The sequence below is a fragment of the Bacillus sp. SIMBA_074 genome, assembly GCF_046534555.1.
Taxonomy (GTDB): domain Bacteria; phylum Bacillota; class Bacilli; order Bacillales; family Bacillaceae_G; genus Bacillus_A; species Bacillus_A mycoides.
On sequence record NZ_JAWRYM010000021.1, the window covers coordinates 54,115 to 72,202 of the forward strand.

Here is an 18,088-nt window from a genome sequence, read left to right on the forward strand (position 1 = left end):
ATATGGCATTACATGATACGGATCAAGTCGATTTAGTTTTAATAGACGAGGATAATAAAGATAATGTGTACTTAACAATCTTTGATGCTTTAGAGTGGAATAAAAGCGAAGAACTTGACGATGAGCACATTTTACTTCTACAAGACAAAATCAATACATATTTAGGATTCATTGAAAGTGATGAAATCCATGAAAAAGTTCCAAGTACAATAGGAAGAACACAATTCATTATACAAGTGTATTCGCAGAATGAACCTAGTTTTTATGGGAAAAAGTTTTATAACATTGTAAGTGAACAATTAGGAGAATCTGGATATGGATTTGAGTTTCACCATAAACCTATTGATTCTTTAAGTTAAATAAGAGGAACAGGGCGCATAAACGGTGCTCTGTTTTTGATGTACTTTAATCTACTTTATATACTCATTATCATATATTCCATTGTAGTATTTTCACACCTCTTGCACATACATCAATTTTTAGACAAACAAAAAACCTTGTTATCAAAAGATAACAAGGTTTTTTTAGCGTCCCAGGAGAGATTCGAACTCCCGACCGTACGCTTAGAAGGCGTATGCTCTATCCGGCTGAGCTACTGGGACATGGAGCGGGTGAAGAGAATCGAACTCTCGACCAGAGCTTGGAAGGCTCTTGTTTTACCACTAAACTACACCCGCATATGTTATTTTATTTTTCTTCGTTAGCGCCGTTGCCCTATCGACAATATTTATTATATTCATAACTACTTATAAAGTCAACACTTTTTTAAAAGAGGATAATTTTTCTTATCCTCTTTTAAAAATTGCTTGTTCCACCAGTTGTCCATCTAATGTTTCAAAACGAACCTCTATATGATTTTCATCCATTTCTAATAAAGCGAATGTTTTTTCCACACGAGAGCGCGGGAGCAAAATACTTCCTGGATTAATAAATAAAATCCCATCAATTAATTCTGCCCCTAATACATGAGAATGTCCAAAGCATGCTACTTGCACTCCTACTTCTTCTGCATGATACGCTAACGTTTGTAACGTCATTTTCACATTATGACGATGACCGTGTACAACTAAGAAACGAATTCCATCTACATCAGTTACAATTTCATCTTGAAAGTTAGCATAATCACAATTCCCTTTTACAACATGGAAACCTTGCAGCTCTTCGTGAGCAGGCGTTAGCTCTGAATCACCACAATGAATCATGACATCTACTTTCCCTTCGTAATTCTCTTTTAACTGCTGTAATTCCTTCACAGAGCTATGACTATCGCTTACGATTAAAGCTTTCATCAATCTCTCTCCCTTATTCTTCTAAAAACCATTCTGGGATTTTTTCTTCTAATTTACGAAGAGCACGCCCGCGGTGACTAATTGCATTTTTCTCATCTGAGCTTAGCTCCGCCATCGCTTTTTTATATTCTTCTACATAAAAAATCGGATCGTATCCGAAACCATTTTCCCCGCGGCGCTGTTCTAAGATTTTTCCTTCGCACGTTCCGTTTACAATAACCGGCTCTTTATCCACTTCAGGGAAAGCAACTGCTAGCGCACAGTAAAAACGAGCTGTACGTTTTTCTAAATCGACGTCGGTTAACCCTTGTAACACCTTATCTATATTCGCCTGATCATCTTTCGGCTCTCCAGCAAAACGAGCTGAATATACACCTGGTTTCCCGTTTAAGGCATCTACAATAAGACCAGAGTCATCCGCAATTACGATGGAATTCAACTGTCTACTAAGACTGTCCGCTTTTAAAATTGCGTTTTCTTCAAATGTTTCACCAGTTTCTTCGACTTCTTCAATATGAGGAAAATCGTGTAAAGATTTCACTTCTAAGTCAAATCTCTCAAATAACTCAGCAAACTCACGTACTTTCCCAAGATTTTTCGTCGCTACAACAACTTGCTTCATATTTTCCACCTCTACTCTATATGAGATACGATGTCACCTAACGCTTCTTTTTGCTTTTCAACAAGTTGGAAAATCCCTTGTTCAGCAGCATCAAGTAATTCATTTAATTCAGCTCTGCTAAACGTCGCTTCTTCCCCAGTTCCTTGCACTTCAACAAACTGACCTTTTCCAGTCATAATAACGTTCATATCAACGTCTGCTTTAGAATCTTCAGCATAATTTAAATCTAAAACAACACCTTGTTCTTCAACAACACCTACTGACGTTGCCGCTAAATAATCTTTCACCGGAATTTTAGATACTTTTTCTGCTTGCAATAATTTTTCAAAAGCTAATACCATCGCTACATAAGCACCTGTAATAGAAGCTGTTCTCGTTCCGCCATCCGCTTGAATTACATCACAGTCAATCCAAACCGTTCTTTCGCCAAGCGCTTCTAAATCAACAACCGCACGTAATGCTCGTCCAATTAAACGCTGGATTTCCATTGTGCGCCCTGTTACTTTCCCTTTACTTGACTCTCTGATTGTACGTTGCTCTGTCGCACGTGGAATCATTGAGTATTCTGCTGTTACCCAGCCTTTTCCTTCTCCGCGCATAAACGGCGGTACACGCTCTTCAATTGTCGCTGAACAAATTACCTTTGTATCCCCAACTTCAATTAGTACTGATCCCTCTGGATGTTTTAAATAATTTGTATGAATATGTATATGGCGTAGCTCTGCTTTTCCTCTACCATCTACTCGCATAAAAATAACCCCCTCATAAATACTCTCATTAGTATAGCCAAATTTAAATGTACGATATGTATAACAATAAAAGAAGGGGAACTCAAAAAGCAATTCCCCTTTCTTACATAAGTATATCAAATTATTCGCAATTAAAAACTACCTGTATTCACGTTTTGTGGACGATCAACAGGTTTTATTAACTTTTCACCTTTCTCATCCATAAGATTTGCTTTCCCATTCACTTCAATAGAAACATTTTTCACACCTTGTTTTTCCGTTAAAGATAAGACTAACGATTTCAACACATAATTTGAAATCATGTTTTTGTCTGGGTTCACAAATATATTTTCATTAAAGTTTAATGTAATATTTCCGTTCTCCACTTTTGGATTCGTAATAAGCTTAGCTCCTGGATTAAAATCATTTAGTAGCGATCCTTGAATCGGACCTTTTACAAGCTCATCCACAATTGCCGAGTAATCATTTTCTTTTCCTTCTGCAACGCGCCTTGTTACCGGTACGTAATATTGCTGCTTATTATTATTTTGCGCCATAAAGTAAAGTGTAACCGGTTTTGTATGTGTCACATCTGCTACTTGTTCATCATCAAAGTTAATTCCATTCGCACGACTTACACCTTCACCAAGCGGTGTACCCGCAACAGGCATCTTCGCTAACTTTTCACCATTTATTTGGAACTGCACTTGTTTTATTTCTGTAAATTGAGTCAAAGTCCACGCTACTGATTCAACAATTTGACGTTCTTCTTCTTTTGAATAATTTTTCATTTCTTTAGAGAAATCAATTACTGCTGTCCCGCCTTTTTTCAAATTCAAGGTCATCGTCGTATTCGCTGGAAGGACTGCTCGAAATCCATTTGGCAATAAATTTGTAACTGGTCCATCTTTCACAAGATACTCTAACGTTTGCTGGACAACTTCATTCGCTTTCGGAGTAGGCATTGCAATAGTTTGCGGTACGACATATCCATTTTTATCAACGAGGTATAACTCTCTATTTACTGTTTGCCCTTGTTTATCTTTTTTAGCAGTTTCTTTCTTTTCACCTTCTGTATACGTAACTTTTTTTGGCGGATCAATTTGTTCTGTCGCTTTCTCTTGATTTAACAAGCCACACCCTGATAATAAAATCGCACTCACAGTAGCACCAACAACCCATTTAAAAGTGGATTTAGGCATGCCATTCCCCCCTAAAATCTAAGTTTGTACTATTATGTATACGAGCTGTTTCATGTTTTAGAACAAGCTATGGCTACTTATACAGAAAAAACCCCTGATTTCTCAGGAGTTCTCTTATATGAATCTACTATTATTCTATTTCTAAATTGATATGCTTCACATTTTCAATCGGCTGACCGAACCACTTTGATGCAATTTCTTTAAACAGGCCTATTTTACCAGTCGTTAAGAAGAGATGATCACTTTGTTCTTCTCCCTCATTTAACATCTTACTATGGTATAAAATCGTGCTTACCTCACGCGCTGTTTCATCACCCGAACTAATTAATTGTACTTGATCCCCCATTACCTTTTTAATAACAGGACCTAAAATCGGATAATGTGTACATCCTAGAATAAGCGTATCAATGTCAGTACTTTTCAACGGTTGCAATGTTTCTCTTACAACTTCATACGCCATTTCACTTTCGAAATTCCCACTCTCTACAAGCTCAACGAAAGGTGGGCAAGCTAAACTTTCTACCATAACACGGTTATTAATAGACTTTAGCGCCTCTTCATAGGCGCCACTTTTTACTGTTCCAATCGTTCCAATAATCCCAACATGATACGTATTTGTCACTTTTAAAGCTGTACGTGATCCTGGATGAATAACTCCAACTACTGGAATTGGTAATTGTTTCTGCATTTCTTCTAATACAACCGCAGTTGCTGTATTACACGCAATAACTAACATTTTGATATTTAAATCTAATAAATGCTCCGTCATTTCCCACGTAAATTGACGCACTTCTTCACGAGAACGCGGACCATAAGGGCAACGTGCTGTATCCCCTAAATATATAATACGCTCTTTCGGCAACTGACGAATTAATTCCTTCGCTACTGTTAAACCGCCCACTCCTGAATCAATAACACCGATCGCTCTATTCAACTTAATCACCCGTTTTCTCATTCATCATCTTTTATGTTTATCAGTATATTTTACACACTTTAAGTTCGCTAACTTAAAGTGCCCCTGTATAAAAATTTTCATTTGTACCTATATAGATCAGGACCTTTTTTATTTTGCTCCTTTTTTTCATAATTTGCAAGACAGAAAAATAACCGATCTTCTATATGAAAGTCGGTTTCTTCTATATAAAATACGCATTTACCCCGCTCTTTGCCGGACAGTAAGACCCCCACCTCAAAATTCAGCGAAAGCAAAGAAGTTATATGGGGGCTAATAATTAGTGGGGGATGCCCCCCACTAATTAAAGTTTCACTTTATTGCTCCATCTTTTTTTGGAAAGAAGACATTCCTATTAATAAGAAGAAATGAGCAGAAATTAAAATGATGATTAAAATAAAATTCAAACGATAACTATTTGTAGATTCCATAACCTTGCTCGCTACAGCTGGCCCAAATGCCATACCGAAAAAGTTAATTAAATTATATAAACCAAGACCGACTCCAACTTTAGCTGGATGTAATGTTTTCGGTATAAATGTGTTTAATGATACTTGAATAGCTGAATAACTCATAAATGTTAAAATAACCGCCACTAAAATAATGATTAAGTTCCTGTTCGGAATAAGCCCTAAAATTAAAAAGCCAACGATCATAATGACAGACGCTACATAAATCATATTCACATTTCCAAACGAAGGGACAATCTTTCCCGTAATAAAACTAGATACAATACCAAAGAGTGATGCAACAAACAATGCAATTCCGATAACGAATGGCGACAATCCGTGTACTCTTCCTAACAGTGATGGCAATAATAATAGACTAGCACATAACGCCACATTAATTATAAACCCGACCGCTATTAAACGAAGAAATGGTTTGTTCGAAAATAACTCAATATCAATAAATGGATGCTCCGCGTTCTTCATACGAACCGTGAATAAAAATAAGAAAGCTACCGATAACACAAATAGCCAACTATTAATATTGACACCTAATAAAACCGTCGTAATGAATGCAAATAATAACGCCGCTCCAATGTAATCAAAATGAAACGCTTCATCCGTATGCTGCGCTTCTTCTGGCATAAATTTTATAAGCAAGAAAATCCCAACTACTGAAATAACCATAAATAAAAATAAATATGGCCACCCTAATGTATTTGTAATAGCCCCGCCAACTAAAGGACCAATGCCTATTGCTAATGCAATAGAAGAACTAATCATCGCTAATGCACCAGGCTTCTTAGCAGGAGCAACTAATTTTGCCACTGCAATCATACTAAGCGCAATAAACGCCGCGCCCCCACTCGCCTGCACTAATCTTGCAAGAATGGTAATCGTATAAGATTGATTCATAAATCCAATAATAGAACCCGCTACAAATATGATAATTGAAATAATCAATAGTTTTTTTACGCTATAACGATCAGCCAACTTCCCATATATCATCGAACCAATACCGACAACTAAGGAATAACCTACTACAACCCAACTTACTTTCGATTGACTAATAGATAAATCATTAGCAATATCCTCTAACGCTACATTAAATAAAACCGCATTCATCGGTCCTAATAAAACGATAAAACATAATGTGAAAACAAACCATTTTGAATGGTTACTTATATCTTTCCCCATGCGTAGCACCTCTTCTGATTGTAGTAACTGTAAATGAAAAATAAAGTTATTTAGCTCCTCTATCACTACTAAACAACTTCATCAAATGTATAAATTTATCGCGCGACAAATTGAATTCGAAACGTAACATTATGTTGTTCGATATTGATGGAACTATCATAGTTTCAGCATTACAGTTTGTCAACGAAAAATATACAAAGTAAACTAATTTAGTGTTTTTAGTTTACTTTGTCCAAAAATTGTTATACACTAATTTCGAATCCGGTATAAGGGGGACTGACATGGTTATTCAAATTTGCAATTTCTAACTTAATATAATTAAGTAAATAAAATTAAGTAAATAAAGAACTTTTATATAGAAGAAACATTACAGGAGGATTATGATGAAGAAAAAAATGTTAGTTGTATTAACGAGCGTAGAAAAATACCCAAATTTAAATAGAGCTACCGGGCTTTGGCTTGGTGAAGCTGTCCATTTCGTTAAAAAAGTAGAAGAAGCTGGTTACGAAGTAGATTATGTCAGTCCACAAGGCGGCTATACACCGATTGATCCGCATAGTTTAGCGATGGCGGAGAGCATTGATTGGGAATGGTATCAAAAGAAAGAATTTATGAATCGTCTCGGTTCTACAATGAAACCGAGTGAAGTGAATCAAGAAGACTACGCTGTTATTTATTACGCGGGTGGTCACGGAGTTATTTGGGACTTCCCAGAAAACAAAGAACTTCAAACTATTAGCCGCAACATTTATGAAAATGGCGGAATTGTTTCCTCTGTTTGTCACGGAGCTGCTGGTTTATTCCATATCACATTAAGTAACGGGGATCGTTTAATTAACGATAAAAAAGTAACAGGATTCTCAAATGAAGAAGAGAAACTAGCTGAATTAGATCAATTCGTTCCATTTTTAACAGAAGATGAACTCGTTAAATATGGGGGACTTTACGAAAAAGCTGCGCAACCTTGGGAAGCTTACGCTGTAGAAGATAATCGTGTAATTACTGGTCAAAACCCTGCTTCAGGTGGTTCAGTAGCTGAATTAGTATTAAAACAGTTGCAAAAATAATATGTACTAAAAAAGCAGATTTCCCTCTAGTAAGGGAAATCTGCTTTTTTTACGAAATCATTTGTAGATTAGCTATAATTTCTTTTTCAATTTCAGAATCATCAACTACATCTAAAAATTCCGGTTTAAACAGTTGGTATTTCTTCAAATTGTAGAAATCAAGTATCGCTTGCTTTAACGTAATATCGTACTGAATGCAAAAAGTATGATCTATAATGCGTCTTAACATCACATCATCTTGCACCATAAATAGTTGCGCATTCATTTTATTAAAGTAACCTTGTTCCATACCCGACTCAAAAAACATTTGCAAATTACGATTGCGATTTTGTTGTGCAGCGACTAATTGATCCGACAAATGCGGATACGCTTCTTTCAAATCTTGTAAAAAGACATCCGAAATATACGTCACACATTTTAAAGAATGGATAAACGTCTTTTGGAAACGTTCTGTAAACGACATACTTTCATCTTGATTATCCGCATCTCCTTCAAGAAGATAGTTTATAAAATCCTCTACTACTGCCTCAATAATCTCATCTTTCGAAGAAAAACGTTTATATAAAGTAGCTTTACTAATATCCATATATTTCGCAATTTCATCTATTTTTAATTGGCTAAAACTCGTCTTTCGAATAACGGGCTTTATTTTATTAATATAAGTATTTGCACACGCTACTTTTCTCATTTAAAAGAGCCTCCCCTTTTGTTCATACAAAATAGTATAGCAAATTCATGAATGTTTATAAATGAAGTTATTATACTCATTACGTCTTTTTAGTTTATTACAATTTCAATCTACGCTATACATAAAAAGTACCCGCTACCTTTGTTAGTAGCGGGCACCTTTTCTATAATTTATTTACAGCTCTTTTTATAGCCTTACCTATTCCCACACTAGACTGCGGATTCTGCCCTGTAATCAAACCCCCATCTACTACAACATGCGGCGTGAAATTAGGTGCTACATAAAATAAAGCCCCTTCTTCTTTCAACTTACTTTCTAGCAAAAACGGAACTCGATTTTCTAAATGTACAGCTTTTTCTTCATCGTTTGTATAACCTGTTATACGCTTACGGGCAACAAAAAACGAGCCATCTTTATTTTTCACACCAACTAAAGAACTTACCCCGTGACAAACAGCCGCTACGATCCGGTTATTATTGTACATATTCTCAATTAAATTTGCTACATATGGATTACCTGGAAAATCTACAATCGCCCCGTGCCCACCACCAAATAATACCGCATCATACTCTGAAGAATGAACAGTTGAAATCGCCCTCGTATTTTGCAATAAAGAAGCGACATGCTTAAATTCACGAGGTATGCCATTCGGAATAGACACTCTATCAATTGGTACTCTCCCGCCTTTTATCGACACAATATCAACATCGAACTTAGCTTTTTTAAATAAATTATACGGAGCTGCGAGCTCTTCAAGCCATAAACCAGTCGGGTGTCCATTCATATCATGAGCGCTTGTTGAAACTAATAATACTCTTTTCAACATATCCCCTCCCTTACTACCTATTTATGTATGAAGCATCCTTATCATTCATATGGAGCATGAAACAAACAAAAAAATAGCCGACCTTTTGTATAAAAGTCGGCTTCTTTCTTATAGTTCGAGCTCTCCCATGCGAAGAAGCTCAACAACTGCTTGTGAACGTCCTTTAACCCCTAGCTTTTGCATTGCGTTAGAGATGTGGTTGCGAACTGTCTTTTCACTGATAAAAAGTTCACCTGCAATTTCCTTCGTCGTTTTATCTTGAACGAGTAATTCAAACACTTCTCTTTCTCTCTTTGTGAGTAAAGGTTTAGATTGATACGCTTTTTCCTTCAACTGGTATAACCCTCCTTGCTTAAGCCAGAGCTGTATATGTGTAAGTTGGGTGTTTATTTAGTCAAGATATTGTATGAACGAAATGTGCAGGTGGTGAATGAAAATGGGCTTTATTTCTTATGTTATTTTAGACTTTTATACAGTGCGCACACTCGTTTTATCCACTTATTTACCAGTACGCCATATTTGTTCTAGCAATATACTTACAACAGTACCTACAAACAAGCCATTACCAAATATATATTGCATAACAGAAGGCAATGATTGGAGTGCTACAGACGGTAAAAACATAACGCCGCAGCCAAATAATACCGCAACCCCTAAAATCGTTACATTTCGTTCGCTAAGTGGCACTTGTTTTATATTATGAAATCCAATCCCAATAAGTTGCACGAACGAAGCCATTAAAACCGCAGATGCGACCGCGGATGGCAGAGAGGCTAAGTAGCGGATAATACTTGGAAACAGCGACATACCGACTAATAGTACACATGCAAATAAGAATGAACGCATGTACTTTTGATTTGTTAAACGTATGAAACCTGCCGTTGCTGGTAGCGGAACGACACCTACAGTTGAAAATAAGGAGGAAATGATATGTGAAATCCCTCCAACCCACGTACCATCCTTCAACTGTTTTTGTTCAATTGTTGCTTTTTGAATGGTAGCTTGATTAATTGCTATAATAGCAGCTACTGTATTTGAAACTAAAATACATACCATAACGAAACTTGATACAGCCATACCTGTATTCCATTTTGGAAGTCCCCAAGCAAATATATGTGGAAGTTGTACAAAATGAGTTACTTGAGATGGAATCGTCACTTTTCCTACAATCAGAAAAATAATCCAACCGCTAATCAATCCTATTAAAACCGCATAACTTTTAACAAAACCTTTTCCAAGATTGGAGAGTATAACCACGAACAAAAATATGCCAAAAGCGATCAACGCTGTAAATCCATCAATTTGAGAAATAGTAGCCGTAATTCCTAACATCCCTTTTAAAAACACACCGCTTAATTGCAAGCATAATAGAAGCAAGAAAGTCCCTGTCACGAGCGGCGTAAATAAAAATAAAATACGCCCGATAAACCCCGTGACTCCTAGCCCTATTAAAGCAACTCCCGCAACCATCATTCCTAATTCTAAAATTTGCAATGTACTATGTAATTGATCCTGCCCTACAGTTGCATAAGCAAGCACGGTAAATACACCAACCCAAGATCCAGCTGGTCCATCCGCAATCGGAAGCTTATGTCCAAGCCATCCTTGTAAAAAAGAAGATATACCAACTACGAAAAACGTACGCTGCATTAAATAAAATACTTCTTCCGTCGTAAGATGAAATAATCCGCCAACGACAATTGGTAGCGCGATTGAGTTTGCTAATAAAAAAATAAACCATTGCAAAGTTCCCATAATATGATTTTGATTATGTTGATTGTCCAAACTTTTCATCCCTTCTTGCTTCCTTATAAGGAAGTATAGTACTTCCCTGTTTCTACTAAATAAAAAAGAAGGGTTCTATTTTCACAATTAGAACCCTTCTCAAAACATCTAAACGATTCCTCTATACAAGATTATCAGATTTCACTTGATTTAAATCCCCTATAACAACATTCCCTTTATACATAACTACACGCTTCTCTGTTTGACGAGCCACTGCTTCCGCGGCGCATGTTGCATTCGTTAAAACAAAACTTGCCTCATCCCCTACATTCGGCCACACTCGTTTCCCTTCATTATTTAACGTTTCTTTCCCTCCAGTAATAAAACGAAGAGCTTTCCCTAAAGACCTTTCATCACTCCAACCAAATCGTTCTGCCAATCGATTTGCCTTTTGAAGCATATCACCTGTGCCAAACGGAGACCAATGATCTGTAATACTATCATTTCCTAATGAAACTTTAACTCCTTTTCGATCTAGTAACGGAATTGGGATTACTTGTTTACCGATTGGAACGGTTGAAGTGATATCAATCTTTAATGCTGCTAGTCTTTCTGCCACTTCTTCAGCTTCTTTATCAGTAACACCACCAAGTCCAAGCGCATGACTAATTGTTACACGACCTTGCCATCCTGCTTCTTCCGTTAGACTTGCCAATCTCTTCATTGTAAACGTTCCAAGGTTATTTGCATCATGCAAATGAATATCAACATCCGCGTTAAATTCTACCGCAATGTCCATAATCGTATGTAATGATTTTTCAATATCATTATCTACTGTAGCTGGGTCCACTCCGCCAACTAATTGTGCGCCCATACGCATCGCATCTTTCACAAGTTGCATAGAATTACTTCGCAATAATCCATGTTGCGGAAATGCAACTATTCTACCAGACAACCGATCTTTATATGTTCCTAAAGCCGCTAACGTTGCCTCTAAATTACGAAGTCCAATAACCGGATCCACATTACAATGCGTTCTAATATTTGTTGCACCATTTCGAAGCAATAACTCTAGCATATTTTCCGCCCTGTCTTGAGCAGTTGCTAATTGCTTTGGTAAAATCGTTTTTTCTTCATTAAAACGTGTAAAAATATTTTCTGCTGGCATACAAGCTTTCCAAGGCCCACTATAATATGTTTTATCAATATGAATATGCATCTCTTCAAAAGCTGGTAAAACTAATAAACGATTAGCATCAAAAGTTAACGTTCCTTCCTCTTGGGCGATTCCCGATATAATTCTTTTAATTCGCCCATCTTCAATAAGAAGACTGCATATCTCAGTTTCCGTTTGTGAAATTTTCGCTTCTTCATATGTATAACCTGTTTCAAGCTTTACATTAGTCAACCAATATAATGTCATTACCATTTCCCCACCTTATATTAGAAAATACGTCACACCCTCATTTTCATTTTAATACCAACTGAAAATTAAGACAATTAATCCACTGTATTGTCCTTTCACAAAAAAATGTAATATAACCTAATGGTCTTCTCATAAAGTGAAACTATAATCAGTGGGGGGATTCATCCCCCACTGATTATTAGTTGAACCAATCGGGCGTTTACGGGCAGTTGATCTCCCACCTAACTTCTTTGCTTCAGCCGAATTTTGAGGTGGGAGTTTTACTGCCCGTTAATGCGGGATAAATTTCCATATAGAATAAAAGTACACTGTATCACTCATACATAACAGCGGTGATATAAAAAGGAGAGGATCATAATATGTCGAAGAGGTTATATAAATCCGAAACTGATAAAATGTTATTTGGTATATGCGGTGGTTTAGGAGAATATTTTGATATTAGCTCTACTCTCATTCGCATACTTTGGGTCATTGCTATTTTATGTTTTGGGACGGGGTTTTTAGTTTATTTTATTTGTTTATTACTTATGCCACGCTCTTACTAATAACATTCTTTCATATATTTGAGCATAGCGTATAAAAAATCCCCTATAGATTTTTCTATAGGGGATTTTTTCATGAAGAATATTTCATCGTTAAATGTAATACCGCCACTTCATCCTCTTCATTTTTATAACTATGTTTCTTATTAGCTTCAAACTGAATGGAGTCAAACTCATTTAGCACATATACGTCGTTCTCAACTTGAATAGAAACTTTCCCTTTCATTACTGTTACAAGCTCAATTGCTCCTTCATGATGAGCTTCCGGTTCATATATACTATTCGCTCTTAAACAAGCACGGTGCATTTCCATCCCTGTTTCTTTCGTGTAACGGAACATCGTTTCTAAATGCCATGCTTGTCCTACATCTACTGCAAATCCTTCTCCGCAGCGCGCAACAGCTACAGGTTCTCCAACAACCATTAATCTCGATAAAGGAATCGATAACCCTTTCGTTATTTTCCAAATGACAGCTAACGTTGGATTCGTTTCGCCTCTCTCAATTTTCCCTAATGTTAATTTACTAACCCCTGTTTTTTGGGCTAATTCTTCTAAACTTAATTTTTGTTCATTTCGAATTTGTCTTAATAGCTGACCTACTTGCTGAATTACTTCTTTCGTTTGCATATCTTCATTTTCTTTCATATATAAAAACCACCTTGAAATATAAAATAGTTTACTTTTATTATATTTAAGTATATTATACTATACATAAATACTCAATTCTGAAAGGAGTGCCATACTTCATGCGCGCAATATTACTAGGTCTTTTATCATCGGCCTTTTTTTCTGCAACCTTTATTATTAACAGAGCAATGAATGTATCTGGAACAAGCTGGGCTTGGACTGCTTCCTTCCGTTTTCTATTTGCTCTCCCTATTTTATTCCTTATCGTTTTATTTCGCAAAAACTTAGGAGCTTTATGGGCAGAATTAAAAAAACATCCATTTGTATGGATCGGGTGGGGCTCGGTCGCTGGCATCGGCTTCTATTCTTTATTAAGTTTCGCAGCTGTTTTTTCTCCAGCTTGGCTCGTTGCTGGAACTTGGCAAGTTACGATATTAGCAGGTTTACTTTTATCGCCATTATTCTTCATTAAAATAGAAACAAAATCAGGTACAAAACTTGTGCGTGGAAAAATTCCACTACGCAGTTTATACGTCGCTTTATTTATTTTACTTGGTGTACTTTGTATGCAAGCTACTGAAGCGGGTCATATTACAATGACTCAATTCATTTCTGGTTTTTTACCTGTCGTTTTAGCAGCTTTCTTATATCCCTTCGGTAACCGAAAAATGATGGAACTTGTTGGCGGGCGTCTTGATACATTCCAACGTGTATTAGGAATGGCAATCGGAAGTCTCCCTATTACAATCCTACTTGGTATATACGGATTTTCCACTACCGGTATTCCATCATCAAGTCAAATGATGCAAGGATTTTTGTTAGCATTATGTTCCGGAGTTATTGCGACGATGACATTTTTCTTTGCTACTGACTTAGCAAAAGACAATCTTGCTTTACTTGGAGCTGTTGAAGCAACACAAGCTGGAACGATGGTCTTCACTGTGCTTGGTGAGATTATTTTCTTAAATGGTTCATTCCCTAGCGGGCTGTCACTGATTGGGATGATTATTATCATGCTAGGAATGATCGTAAATAGTGTTTTAAACCGTTCTGTTCCAGTCATTAAACAAAAAAAATCAGCATAAAAATAGATATGGTTCTTCTTCATAGAACCATATCTATTTTTATTATCTCCATATTTCGCCTTATCAGAATAGTATTTTATTAGCTGTTTATACTAAAACTTATGTTATAATACGTTTCATGTGCATTAATAGGAGGTAAATTATGTTAAAAAAAGCAATTGCTGAATTTATTGGTACATTTGTACTTGTATTATTCGGAACTGGAGTAGCTGTCATTGGTGGCGGAATTGAAGGAATTGGAACATTAGGTATCGCTATGGCTTTCGGATTATCTATCGTGGCTATGGCATATAGCATTGGAACAATTTCTGGATGTCATATTAACCCAGCAGTATCAATCGCTATGTTCATCAACAAAAGAATGAACGCTATGGAACTTAGCTATTATTTATTAGCTCAAATTTTAGGTGGTTTATTAGGAACTGCAACGTTAGTAACAATTTTACGATCTGCTAAATTACCTTTAGATAATTTAGGACAAAATAGTTTTGGAACTCTTGGTTTATCTGGAGCATTTTTAGTTGAATTCATTTTAACTTTCGTATTTGTTTTAGTTATCGTTGCTGTAACAGGTAAAAAGGGAAGTTCTTCTTTAGCTGGACTAGTAATTGGTTTCACATTAGTATTAATTCACTTATTAGGTATTCCGTTAACTGGAACATCTGTTAACCCAGCTCGTAGTATCGCACCAGCTCTATTCGCTGGCGGAGAAGCAATTTCTCAACTATGGGTGTTCATCGTTGCCCCAATTTTTGGTGGTATCGTAGCAGCTGTTGTAGGAAAGTTTATTTTAAATACGGAAAAATAGAACTTTCAATATTTCCGAATAAAAAAAAGCGAGCCCTCATCATGAGGAAGCTCGCTTTTTTTATTCTTTAATTTTCGACTTTAAATTTGTAACTAATTGCTGCACCGTTACATTTGCAAGCACGTTTTCCATCGCTTCTTGCGATTGTATTAAAATAATCTCTAATACCGATTGAATATTAGCTCCTACTGGACATTCAATGTTGGGATTTTCATGGAAAGAAAATAGATGTCCTTCTTCTACAACTTCCACAGCTTTATATACATCAAGTAATGTAATTTCATCTAAATCACGAGCAAGTGTCGTACCACCTTTACCAGCTTGTACATCAACAAGTCCTGCTCTCTTCAACATTCCTGTAATGCGACGAATCACAACCGGATTTGTATTCACACTACCAGCAATCCATTCAGAGGTACAGCGAGAGTTTCGATCTATTGCAAGTAACGTTAACATATGAACACCTACTGTAAAACGACTACTAATTCCCATCTGCACACCCTCCTTTTTATTCATTCTATTAAAAGACGACTCTTATCATTATATACTATTTTCAATTTATACATAAAGAAAAAGCATGATTCCATTAGAAAACCATGCTTTCCTCTCCTTATTGACGCTTTATAAATTTCGCTAAATCTTTAAATTTCACTTTTTCTGAGTAATTCATTACACCATTTACGTAAATGCGGCTTGTAACAGCACTTAATATACCGATTGTTGTTAAAAGAACCGCCATTGTTATCGTAATTTCTAACATACCAGCTTCACCAGCTACAAAGCGTGAGAATGTGATCATCGGGCTGAAGAATGGAACGTAAGAACTTACAACAACAACAGTACTATTTGGATCACCTAGCGATTTAATACTTATAAAGAACGCGGCCATTATTAAAATCGATACTGGCAATATAACACCTTGTAAATCCTCAGTCCTAGAGACAACCGCTCCAGCAGCCGCATACATCATCGCATAAAGGAAATATCCTGTAACAAAATAAATAAGGAACATACCGATAACTTGTGCATCTATCTTTGTAAAATCAATTGGCGCTCCAAATAATGAACCATTTTCTAAATCTACCCATCCTAGTAACCAAGGAACCAAGTAACCACATGCCAATATGGCAAGTTGTAATAACGCCGTTGAAACAACCGCTAAAATTTTCGCATACATCATCGTAAGTGGTTTTACTTTCGGAATCATAACTTCCATAACGCGAGAAGCTTTTTCAGAAGCAATATTCATCGCAATTGTACTTCCGAACATGATAATAAACATATACAAAGCAAATGTAAAGAAATATGCGATTCCTGCGGAAGCAGAACGATCTTTTATCGCTTCTTGTTTCACAGAAATTTCGGTTTGCAATTGCTGTGCGATTTCCGGTGAAACATTATGTTTAGCAATTGTTACCGCCGTATATTGCGCTTTTAAATAACTAGCTATAATTGTAGAAGTTGTTTCACTAGGTAACTTATTAAACATATATGTAACTGCTGGAGTCCCATCCTTTTCCGTCACATGGAATAGACCATCTAAATCGCCTTCTTCTACTTGCTTATGCAGTTTATCAAAATCATCCTTTGAACCGACCGTTATTTTTGCTGATGGCAATAGCTTATTTAGCTCTTCTTTTTGTACTTTGTATGTGGAGCTCTCTACTACAACTGCAATTTTATCTTTATCCTTATTTTTATCATCGCCTGAAGTAAAATGATTAAATGCAAAAATACCAAACACAACTAAAAATAAAATCGCACTCGTAATTAATGATTTTTTAGATAAAAACGCTTCCTTAAAATAAAATGAAAATACATGAGAAAATTTACGCATCTTTATTTCGCCCTCTCTACAAAGATTTCGTTTAACGTCGGCTCTAACATTTTAAATTGTCGTAAACCAACACCTTGTTCTTGCAATTGTTGCAAAATCTTTAGAGCTTCTGCATCATCTTGTACTTTCACATAAAGAAGGCCTTGTTGTTTTTCATACGGGACATGTATAGCTTCTAATCCCTTTTCATTCTCTGCTATATCTTCGATTGTTAAATTACGAAAACCGTATTCTTTCTTAATATCACTTAATTGTCCTTCTACGGCTGCTTCACCTTTTTTCAAAATACATACATGTTGGCAAAAAGCCTCTACTTGCTCCATACGGTGACTAGATAAAATAATTGTCTTTCCGCTCTGTACTTGTTCTCCAATAATACTAGCCAACATTCCAGCATTAACTGGATCAAGTCCGCTAAATGGTTCATCCAAAATAAGAAGTTCTGGATCATGAAGAAGAGCAGCAATCAATTGAATTTTTTGCTGATTCCCTTTTGAAAGTTCTCCTGCTGTTTTGAATTTATATTCTGGGATTGCTAAGCGCTCTAACCAGTAATCAATTGCAAGATCTACTTCTTTTTTCGTCATTCCTTCTAATCTACCAAAATATCGCAACTGGTCTATTACTCTACTTTTTGTATATAAGCCTCTTTCTTCTGGTAAATATCCAATTGTTACCCCGCTATCACCAAATGATTTTCCATCCCACGTAATAGAACCTTCATTTGGCGTTAATAAACCTAGTAACATTTTAATTGTCGTTGTTTTCCCTGCACCATTTCGGCCAAGTAACCCTAACACTTCACCTTTCGGTAACGAGATTTGCAAACCATTAACCGCTTTAGATTCTCCGAATATTTTTGTTAAGTTTTGAATTTGTAAACTCAATGTATAAAGCCTCCCCTTTAGTATCATTCGTACTCTCTATTAAAGACTATGATTGTTCGAAATAAAATATAGTACTATATTTCAATCTTTTATACGTATCATGATCCTCCATCCACCATTTGTTTTATTTAGT

At 36.2% G+C, this 18,088-nt stretch carries 20 protein-coding genes and 2 tRNA genes; 5 read left to right on the plus strand and 17 right to left on the minus strand.

Annotated elements, in window-relative coordinates:
* Nucleotides 1-2 precede the first annotated feature (2 nt).
* Nucleotides 3-359, plus strand: a complete 357-nt coding sequence (locus tag SB773_RS20390; protein ID WP_002142229.1) for a DUF6572 domain-containing protein — start codon at nt 3-5, stop codon at nt 357-359.
* 169 nt (nt 360-528) lie between these two features.
* Here SB773_RS20390 and SB773_RS20395 read toward each other — a convergent pair.
* The 8 genes from SB773_RS20395 to SB773_RS20430 all read right to left on the minus strand — a co-directional run bounded on the left by SB773_RS20395 (nt 529) and on the right by SB773_RS20430 (nt 6,436).
* Nucleotides 529-602: transfer RNA gene (locus tag SB773_RS20395), tRNA-Arg, on the minus strand.
* Nucleotide 603: 1 nt separating this feature from the next.
* A tRNA-Gly gene (locus SB773_RS20400) sits at nt 604-677 on the minus strand.
* A 108-nt stretch (nt 678-785) separates the two neighbouring features.
* The gene (locus SB773_RS20405; protein ID WP_088034135.1) at nt 786-1,289 is read right to left on the minus strand and encodes a metallophosphoesterase; all 504 of its coding nucleotides are present in this window, start codon (nt 1,287-1,289) and stop codon (nt 786-788) included.
* A 13-nt stretch (nt 1,290-1,302) separates the two neighbouring features.
* Nucleotides 1,303-1,911: an XTP/dITP diphosphatase gene (locus SB773_RS20410; protein WP_002122823.1), complete on the minus strand. Its 609-nt coding sequence runs from the start codon at nt 1,909-1,911 to the stop codon at nt 1,303-1,305.
* 11 nt (nt 1,912-1,922) lie between these two features.
* Nucleotides 1,923-2,660, minus strand: coding sequence for a ribonuclease PH (gene rph / locus SB773_RS20415; RefSeq protein WP_002015340.1), 738 nt, complete (start codon nt 2,658-2,660; stop codon nt 1,923-1,925).
* Between the two features lie 131 nt (nt 2,661-2,791).
* Nucleotides 2,792-3,841: a GerMN domain-containing protein gene (locus tag SB773_RS20420; protein WP_002015339.1), complete on the minus strand. Its 1,050-nt coding sequence runs from the start codon at nt 3,839-3,841 to the stop codon at nt 2,792-2,794.
* A gap of 130 nt (nt 3,842-3,971) precedes the next feature.
* A complete protein-coding gene (gene racE / locus SB773_RS20425) occupies nt 3,972-4,796 on the minus strand; it encodes a glutamate racemase (protein ID WP_048517140.1) in 825 nt (274 codons plus the stop codon).
* Nucleotides 4,797-5,110: 314 nt separating this feature from the next.
* On the minus strand, nt 5,111-6,436 hold the full coding sequence (locus SB773_RS20430; RefSeq protein WP_410591754.1) for an MFS transporter: 1,326 nt from the start codon (nt 6,434-6,436) through the stop codon (nt 5,111-5,113).
* Between the two features lie 383 nt (nt 6,437-6,819).
* On the opposite strand from SB773_RS20430, the gene SB773_RS20435 reads away from it, so the two are divergent.
* Nucleotides 6,820-7,503 carry a type 1 glutamine amidotransferase domain-containing protein gene (locus tag SB773_RS20435; protein ID WP_113734155.1) on the plus strand — a complete coding sequence of 228 codons (684 nt, stop codon included), beginning with the start codon at nt 6,820-6,822 and terminating at the stop codon, nt 7,501-7,503.
* Between the two features lie 49 nt (nt 7,504-7,552).
* Here SB773_RS20435 and SB773_RS20440 read toward each other — a convergent pair whose 3' ends face one another.
* From SB773_RS20440 to SB773_RS20460, 5 genes are all read right to left on the minus strand, one after another.
* Entirely contained in the window at nt 7,553-8,191 is a 639-nt protein-coding gene (locus tag SB773_RS20440) for a TetR/AcrR family transcriptional regulator (protein ID WP_001233017.1), read from the minus strand.
* A gap of 163 nt (nt 8,192-8,354) precedes the next feature.
* On the minus strand, nt 8,355-9,017 hold the full coding sequence (locus SB773_RS20445; protein WP_410591757.1) for a type 1 glutamine amidotransferase domain-containing protein: 663 nt from the start codon (nt 9,015-9,017) through the stop codon (nt 8,355-8,357).
* A gap of 108 nt (nt 9,018-9,125) precedes the next feature.
* Nucleotides 9,126-9,350: a spore germination transcription factor GerE gene (gene gerE, locus SB773_RS20450; RefSeq protein WP_000659484.1), complete on the minus strand. Its 225-nt coding sequence runs from the start codon at nt 9,348-9,350 to the stop codon at nt 9,126-9,128.
* Between the two features lie 165 nt (nt 9,351-9,515).
* Nucleotides 9,516-10,811 (minus strand): purine/pyrimidine permease, encoded by a 1,296-nt coding sequence (locus tag SB773_RS20455; protein ID WP_410591759.1) that lies wholly within the window; start codon nt 10,809-10,811, stop codon nt 9,516-9,518.
* Nucleotides 10,812-10,923: 112 nt separating this feature from the next.
* Complete coding sequence (locus SB773_RS20460; RefSeq protein WP_002165026.1) at nt 10,924-12,165, minus strand: amidohydrolase family protein; 1,242 nt, start codon at nt 12,163-12,165, stop codon at nt 10,924-10,926.
* A 362-nt stretch (nt 12,166-12,527) separates the two neighbouring features.
* Between SB773_RS20460 and SB773_RS20465 the strand changes: the two genes are divergently transcribed.
* Nucleotides 12,528-12,713: a PspC domain-containing protein gene (locus SB773_RS20465; RefSeq protein ID WP_002129290.1), complete on the plus strand. Its 186-nt coding sequence runs from the start codon at nt 12,528-12,530 to the stop codon at nt 12,711-12,713.
* A gap of 70 nt (nt 12,714-12,783) precedes the next feature.
* On the opposite strand, the gene SB773_RS20470 is transcribed toward SB773_RS20465, so the two are convergent.
* Nucleotides 12,784-13,356 carry a helix-turn-helix domain-containing protein gene (locus tag SB773_RS20470; protein ID WP_002034214.1) on the minus strand — a complete coding sequence of 191 codons (573 nt, stop codon included), beginning with the start codon at nt 13,354-13,356 and terminating at the stop codon, nt 12,784-12,786.
* Between the two features lie 101 nt (nt 13,357-13,457).
* Between SB773_RS20470 and SB773_RS20475 the strand changes: the two genes are divergently transcribed.
* A complete protein-coding gene (locus SB773_RS20475) occupies nt 13,458-14,423 on the plus strand; it encodes a DMT family transporter (RefSeq protein WP_002190799.1) in 966 nt (321 codons plus the stop codon).
* 142 nt (nt 14,424-14,565) lie between these two features.
* Nucleotides 14,566-15,231 (plus strand): aquaporin, encoded by a 666-nt coding sequence (locus tag SB773_RS20480; protein WP_002067333.1) that lies wholly within the window; start codon nt 14,566-14,568, stop codon nt 15,229-15,231.
* 60 nt (nt 15,232-15,291) lie between these two features.
* On the opposite strand, the gene SB773_RS20485 is transcribed toward SB773_RS20480, so the two are convergent.
* From SB773_RS20485 to SB773_RS20495, 3 genes are all read right to left on the minus strand, one after another.
* A complete protein-coding gene (locus SB773_RS20485; protein ID WP_002088848.1) occupies nt 15,292-15,723 on the minus strand; it encodes an Rrf2 family transcriptional regulator in 432 nt (143 codons plus the stop codon).
* A gap of 118 nt (nt 15,724-15,841) precedes the next feature.
* Entirely contained in the window at nt 15,842-17,068 is a 1,227-nt protein-coding gene (locus SB773_RS20490) for an ABC transporter permease (RefSeq protein WP_410591765.1), read from the minus strand.
* A gap of 2 nt (nt 17,069-17,070) precedes the next feature.
* Nucleotides 17,071-17,955 (minus strand): ABC transporter ATP-binding protein, encoded by an 885-nt coding sequence (locus SB773_RS20495; RefSeq protein ID WP_410591767.1) that lies wholly within the window; start codon nt 17,953-17,955, stop codon nt 17,071-17,073.
* Nucleotides 17,956-18,088: the final 133 nt, after the last annotated feature.

What these genes read in the sequence shown, in the direction of transcription:
- racE (WP_048517140.1), bottom strand. Translation starts at nt 4,796, where the DNA reads ATGAGAAAACGGGTGATTAAGTTGAATAGAGCGATCGGTGTTATTGAT.
- SB773_RS20410 (WP_002122823.1), bottom strand. Translation starts at nt 1,911, where the DNA reads ATGAAGCAAGTTGTTGTAGCGACGAAAAATCTTGGGAAAGTACGTGAG.
- SB773_RS20390 (WP_002142229.1), top strand. Translation starts at nt 3, where the DNA reads ATGGCATTACATGATACGGATCAAGTCGATTTAGTTTTAATAGACGAG.
- SB773_RS20460 (WP_002165026.1), bottom strand. Translation starts at nt 12,165, where the DNA reads ATGACATTATATTGGTTGACTAATGTAAAGCTTGAAACAGGTTATACA.
- SB773_RS20485 (WP_002088848.1), bottom strand. Translation starts at nt 15,723, where the DNA reads ATGGGAATTAGTAGTCGTTTTACAGTAGGTGTTCATATGTTAACGTTA.
- SB773_RS20480 (WP_002067333.1), top strand. Translation starts at nt 14,566, where the DNA reads ATGTTAAAAAAAGCAATTGCTGAATTTATTGGTACATTTGTACTTGTA.
- SB773_RS20490 (WP_410591765.1), bottom strand. Translation starts at nt 17,068, where the DNA reads ATGCGTAAATTTTCTCATGTATTTTCATTTTATTTTAAGGAAGCGTTT.
- SB773_RS20440 (WP_001233017.1), bottom strand. Translation starts at nt 8,191, where the DNA reads ATGAGAAAAGTAGCGTGTGCAAATACTTATATTAATAAAATAAAGCCC.
- SB773_RS20435 (WP_113734155.1), top strand. Translation starts at nt 6,820, where the DNA reads ATGAAGAAAAAAATGTTAGTTGTATTAACGAGCGTAGAAAAATACCCA.
- SB773_RS20420 (WP_002015339.1), bottom strand. Translation starts at nt 3,841, where the DNA reads ATGCCTAAATCCACTTTTAAATGGGTTGTTGGTGCTACTGTGAGTGCG.
- SB773_RS20430 (WP_410591754.1), bottom strand. Translation starts at nt 6,436, where the DNA reads ATGGGGAAAGATATAAGTAACCATTCAAAATGGTTTGTTTTCACATTA.
- SB773_RS20405 (WP_088034135.1), bottom strand. Translation starts at nt 1,289, where the DNA reads ATGAAAGCTTTAATCGTAAGCGATAGTCATAGCTCTGTGAAGGAATTA.
- SB773_RS20455 (WP_410591759.1), bottom strand. Translation starts at nt 10,811, where the DNA reads ATGAAAAGTTTGGACAATCAACATAATCAAAATCATATTATGGGAACT.
- SB773_RS20475 (WP_002190799.1), top strand. Translation starts at nt 13,458, where the DNA reads ATGCGCGCAATATTACTAGGTCTTTTATCATCGGCCTTTTTTTCTGCA.
- SB773_RS20465 (WP_002129290.1), top strand. Translation starts at nt 12,528, where the DNA reads ATGTCGAAGAGGTTATATAAATCCGAAACTGATAAAATGTTATTTGGT.
- SB773_RS20470 (WP_002034214.1), bottom strand. Translation starts at nt 13,356, where the DNA reads ATGAAAGAAAATGAAGATATGCAAACGAAAGAAGTAATTCAGCAAGTA.
- rph (WP_002015340.1), bottom strand. Translation starts at nt 2,660, where the DNA reads ATGCGAGTAGATGGTAGAGGAAAAGCAGAGCTACGCCATATACATATT.
- SB773_RS20445 (WP_410591757.1), bottom strand. Translation starts at nt 9,017, where the DNA reads ATGTTGAAAAGAGTATTATTAGTTTCAACAAGCGCTCATGATATGAAT.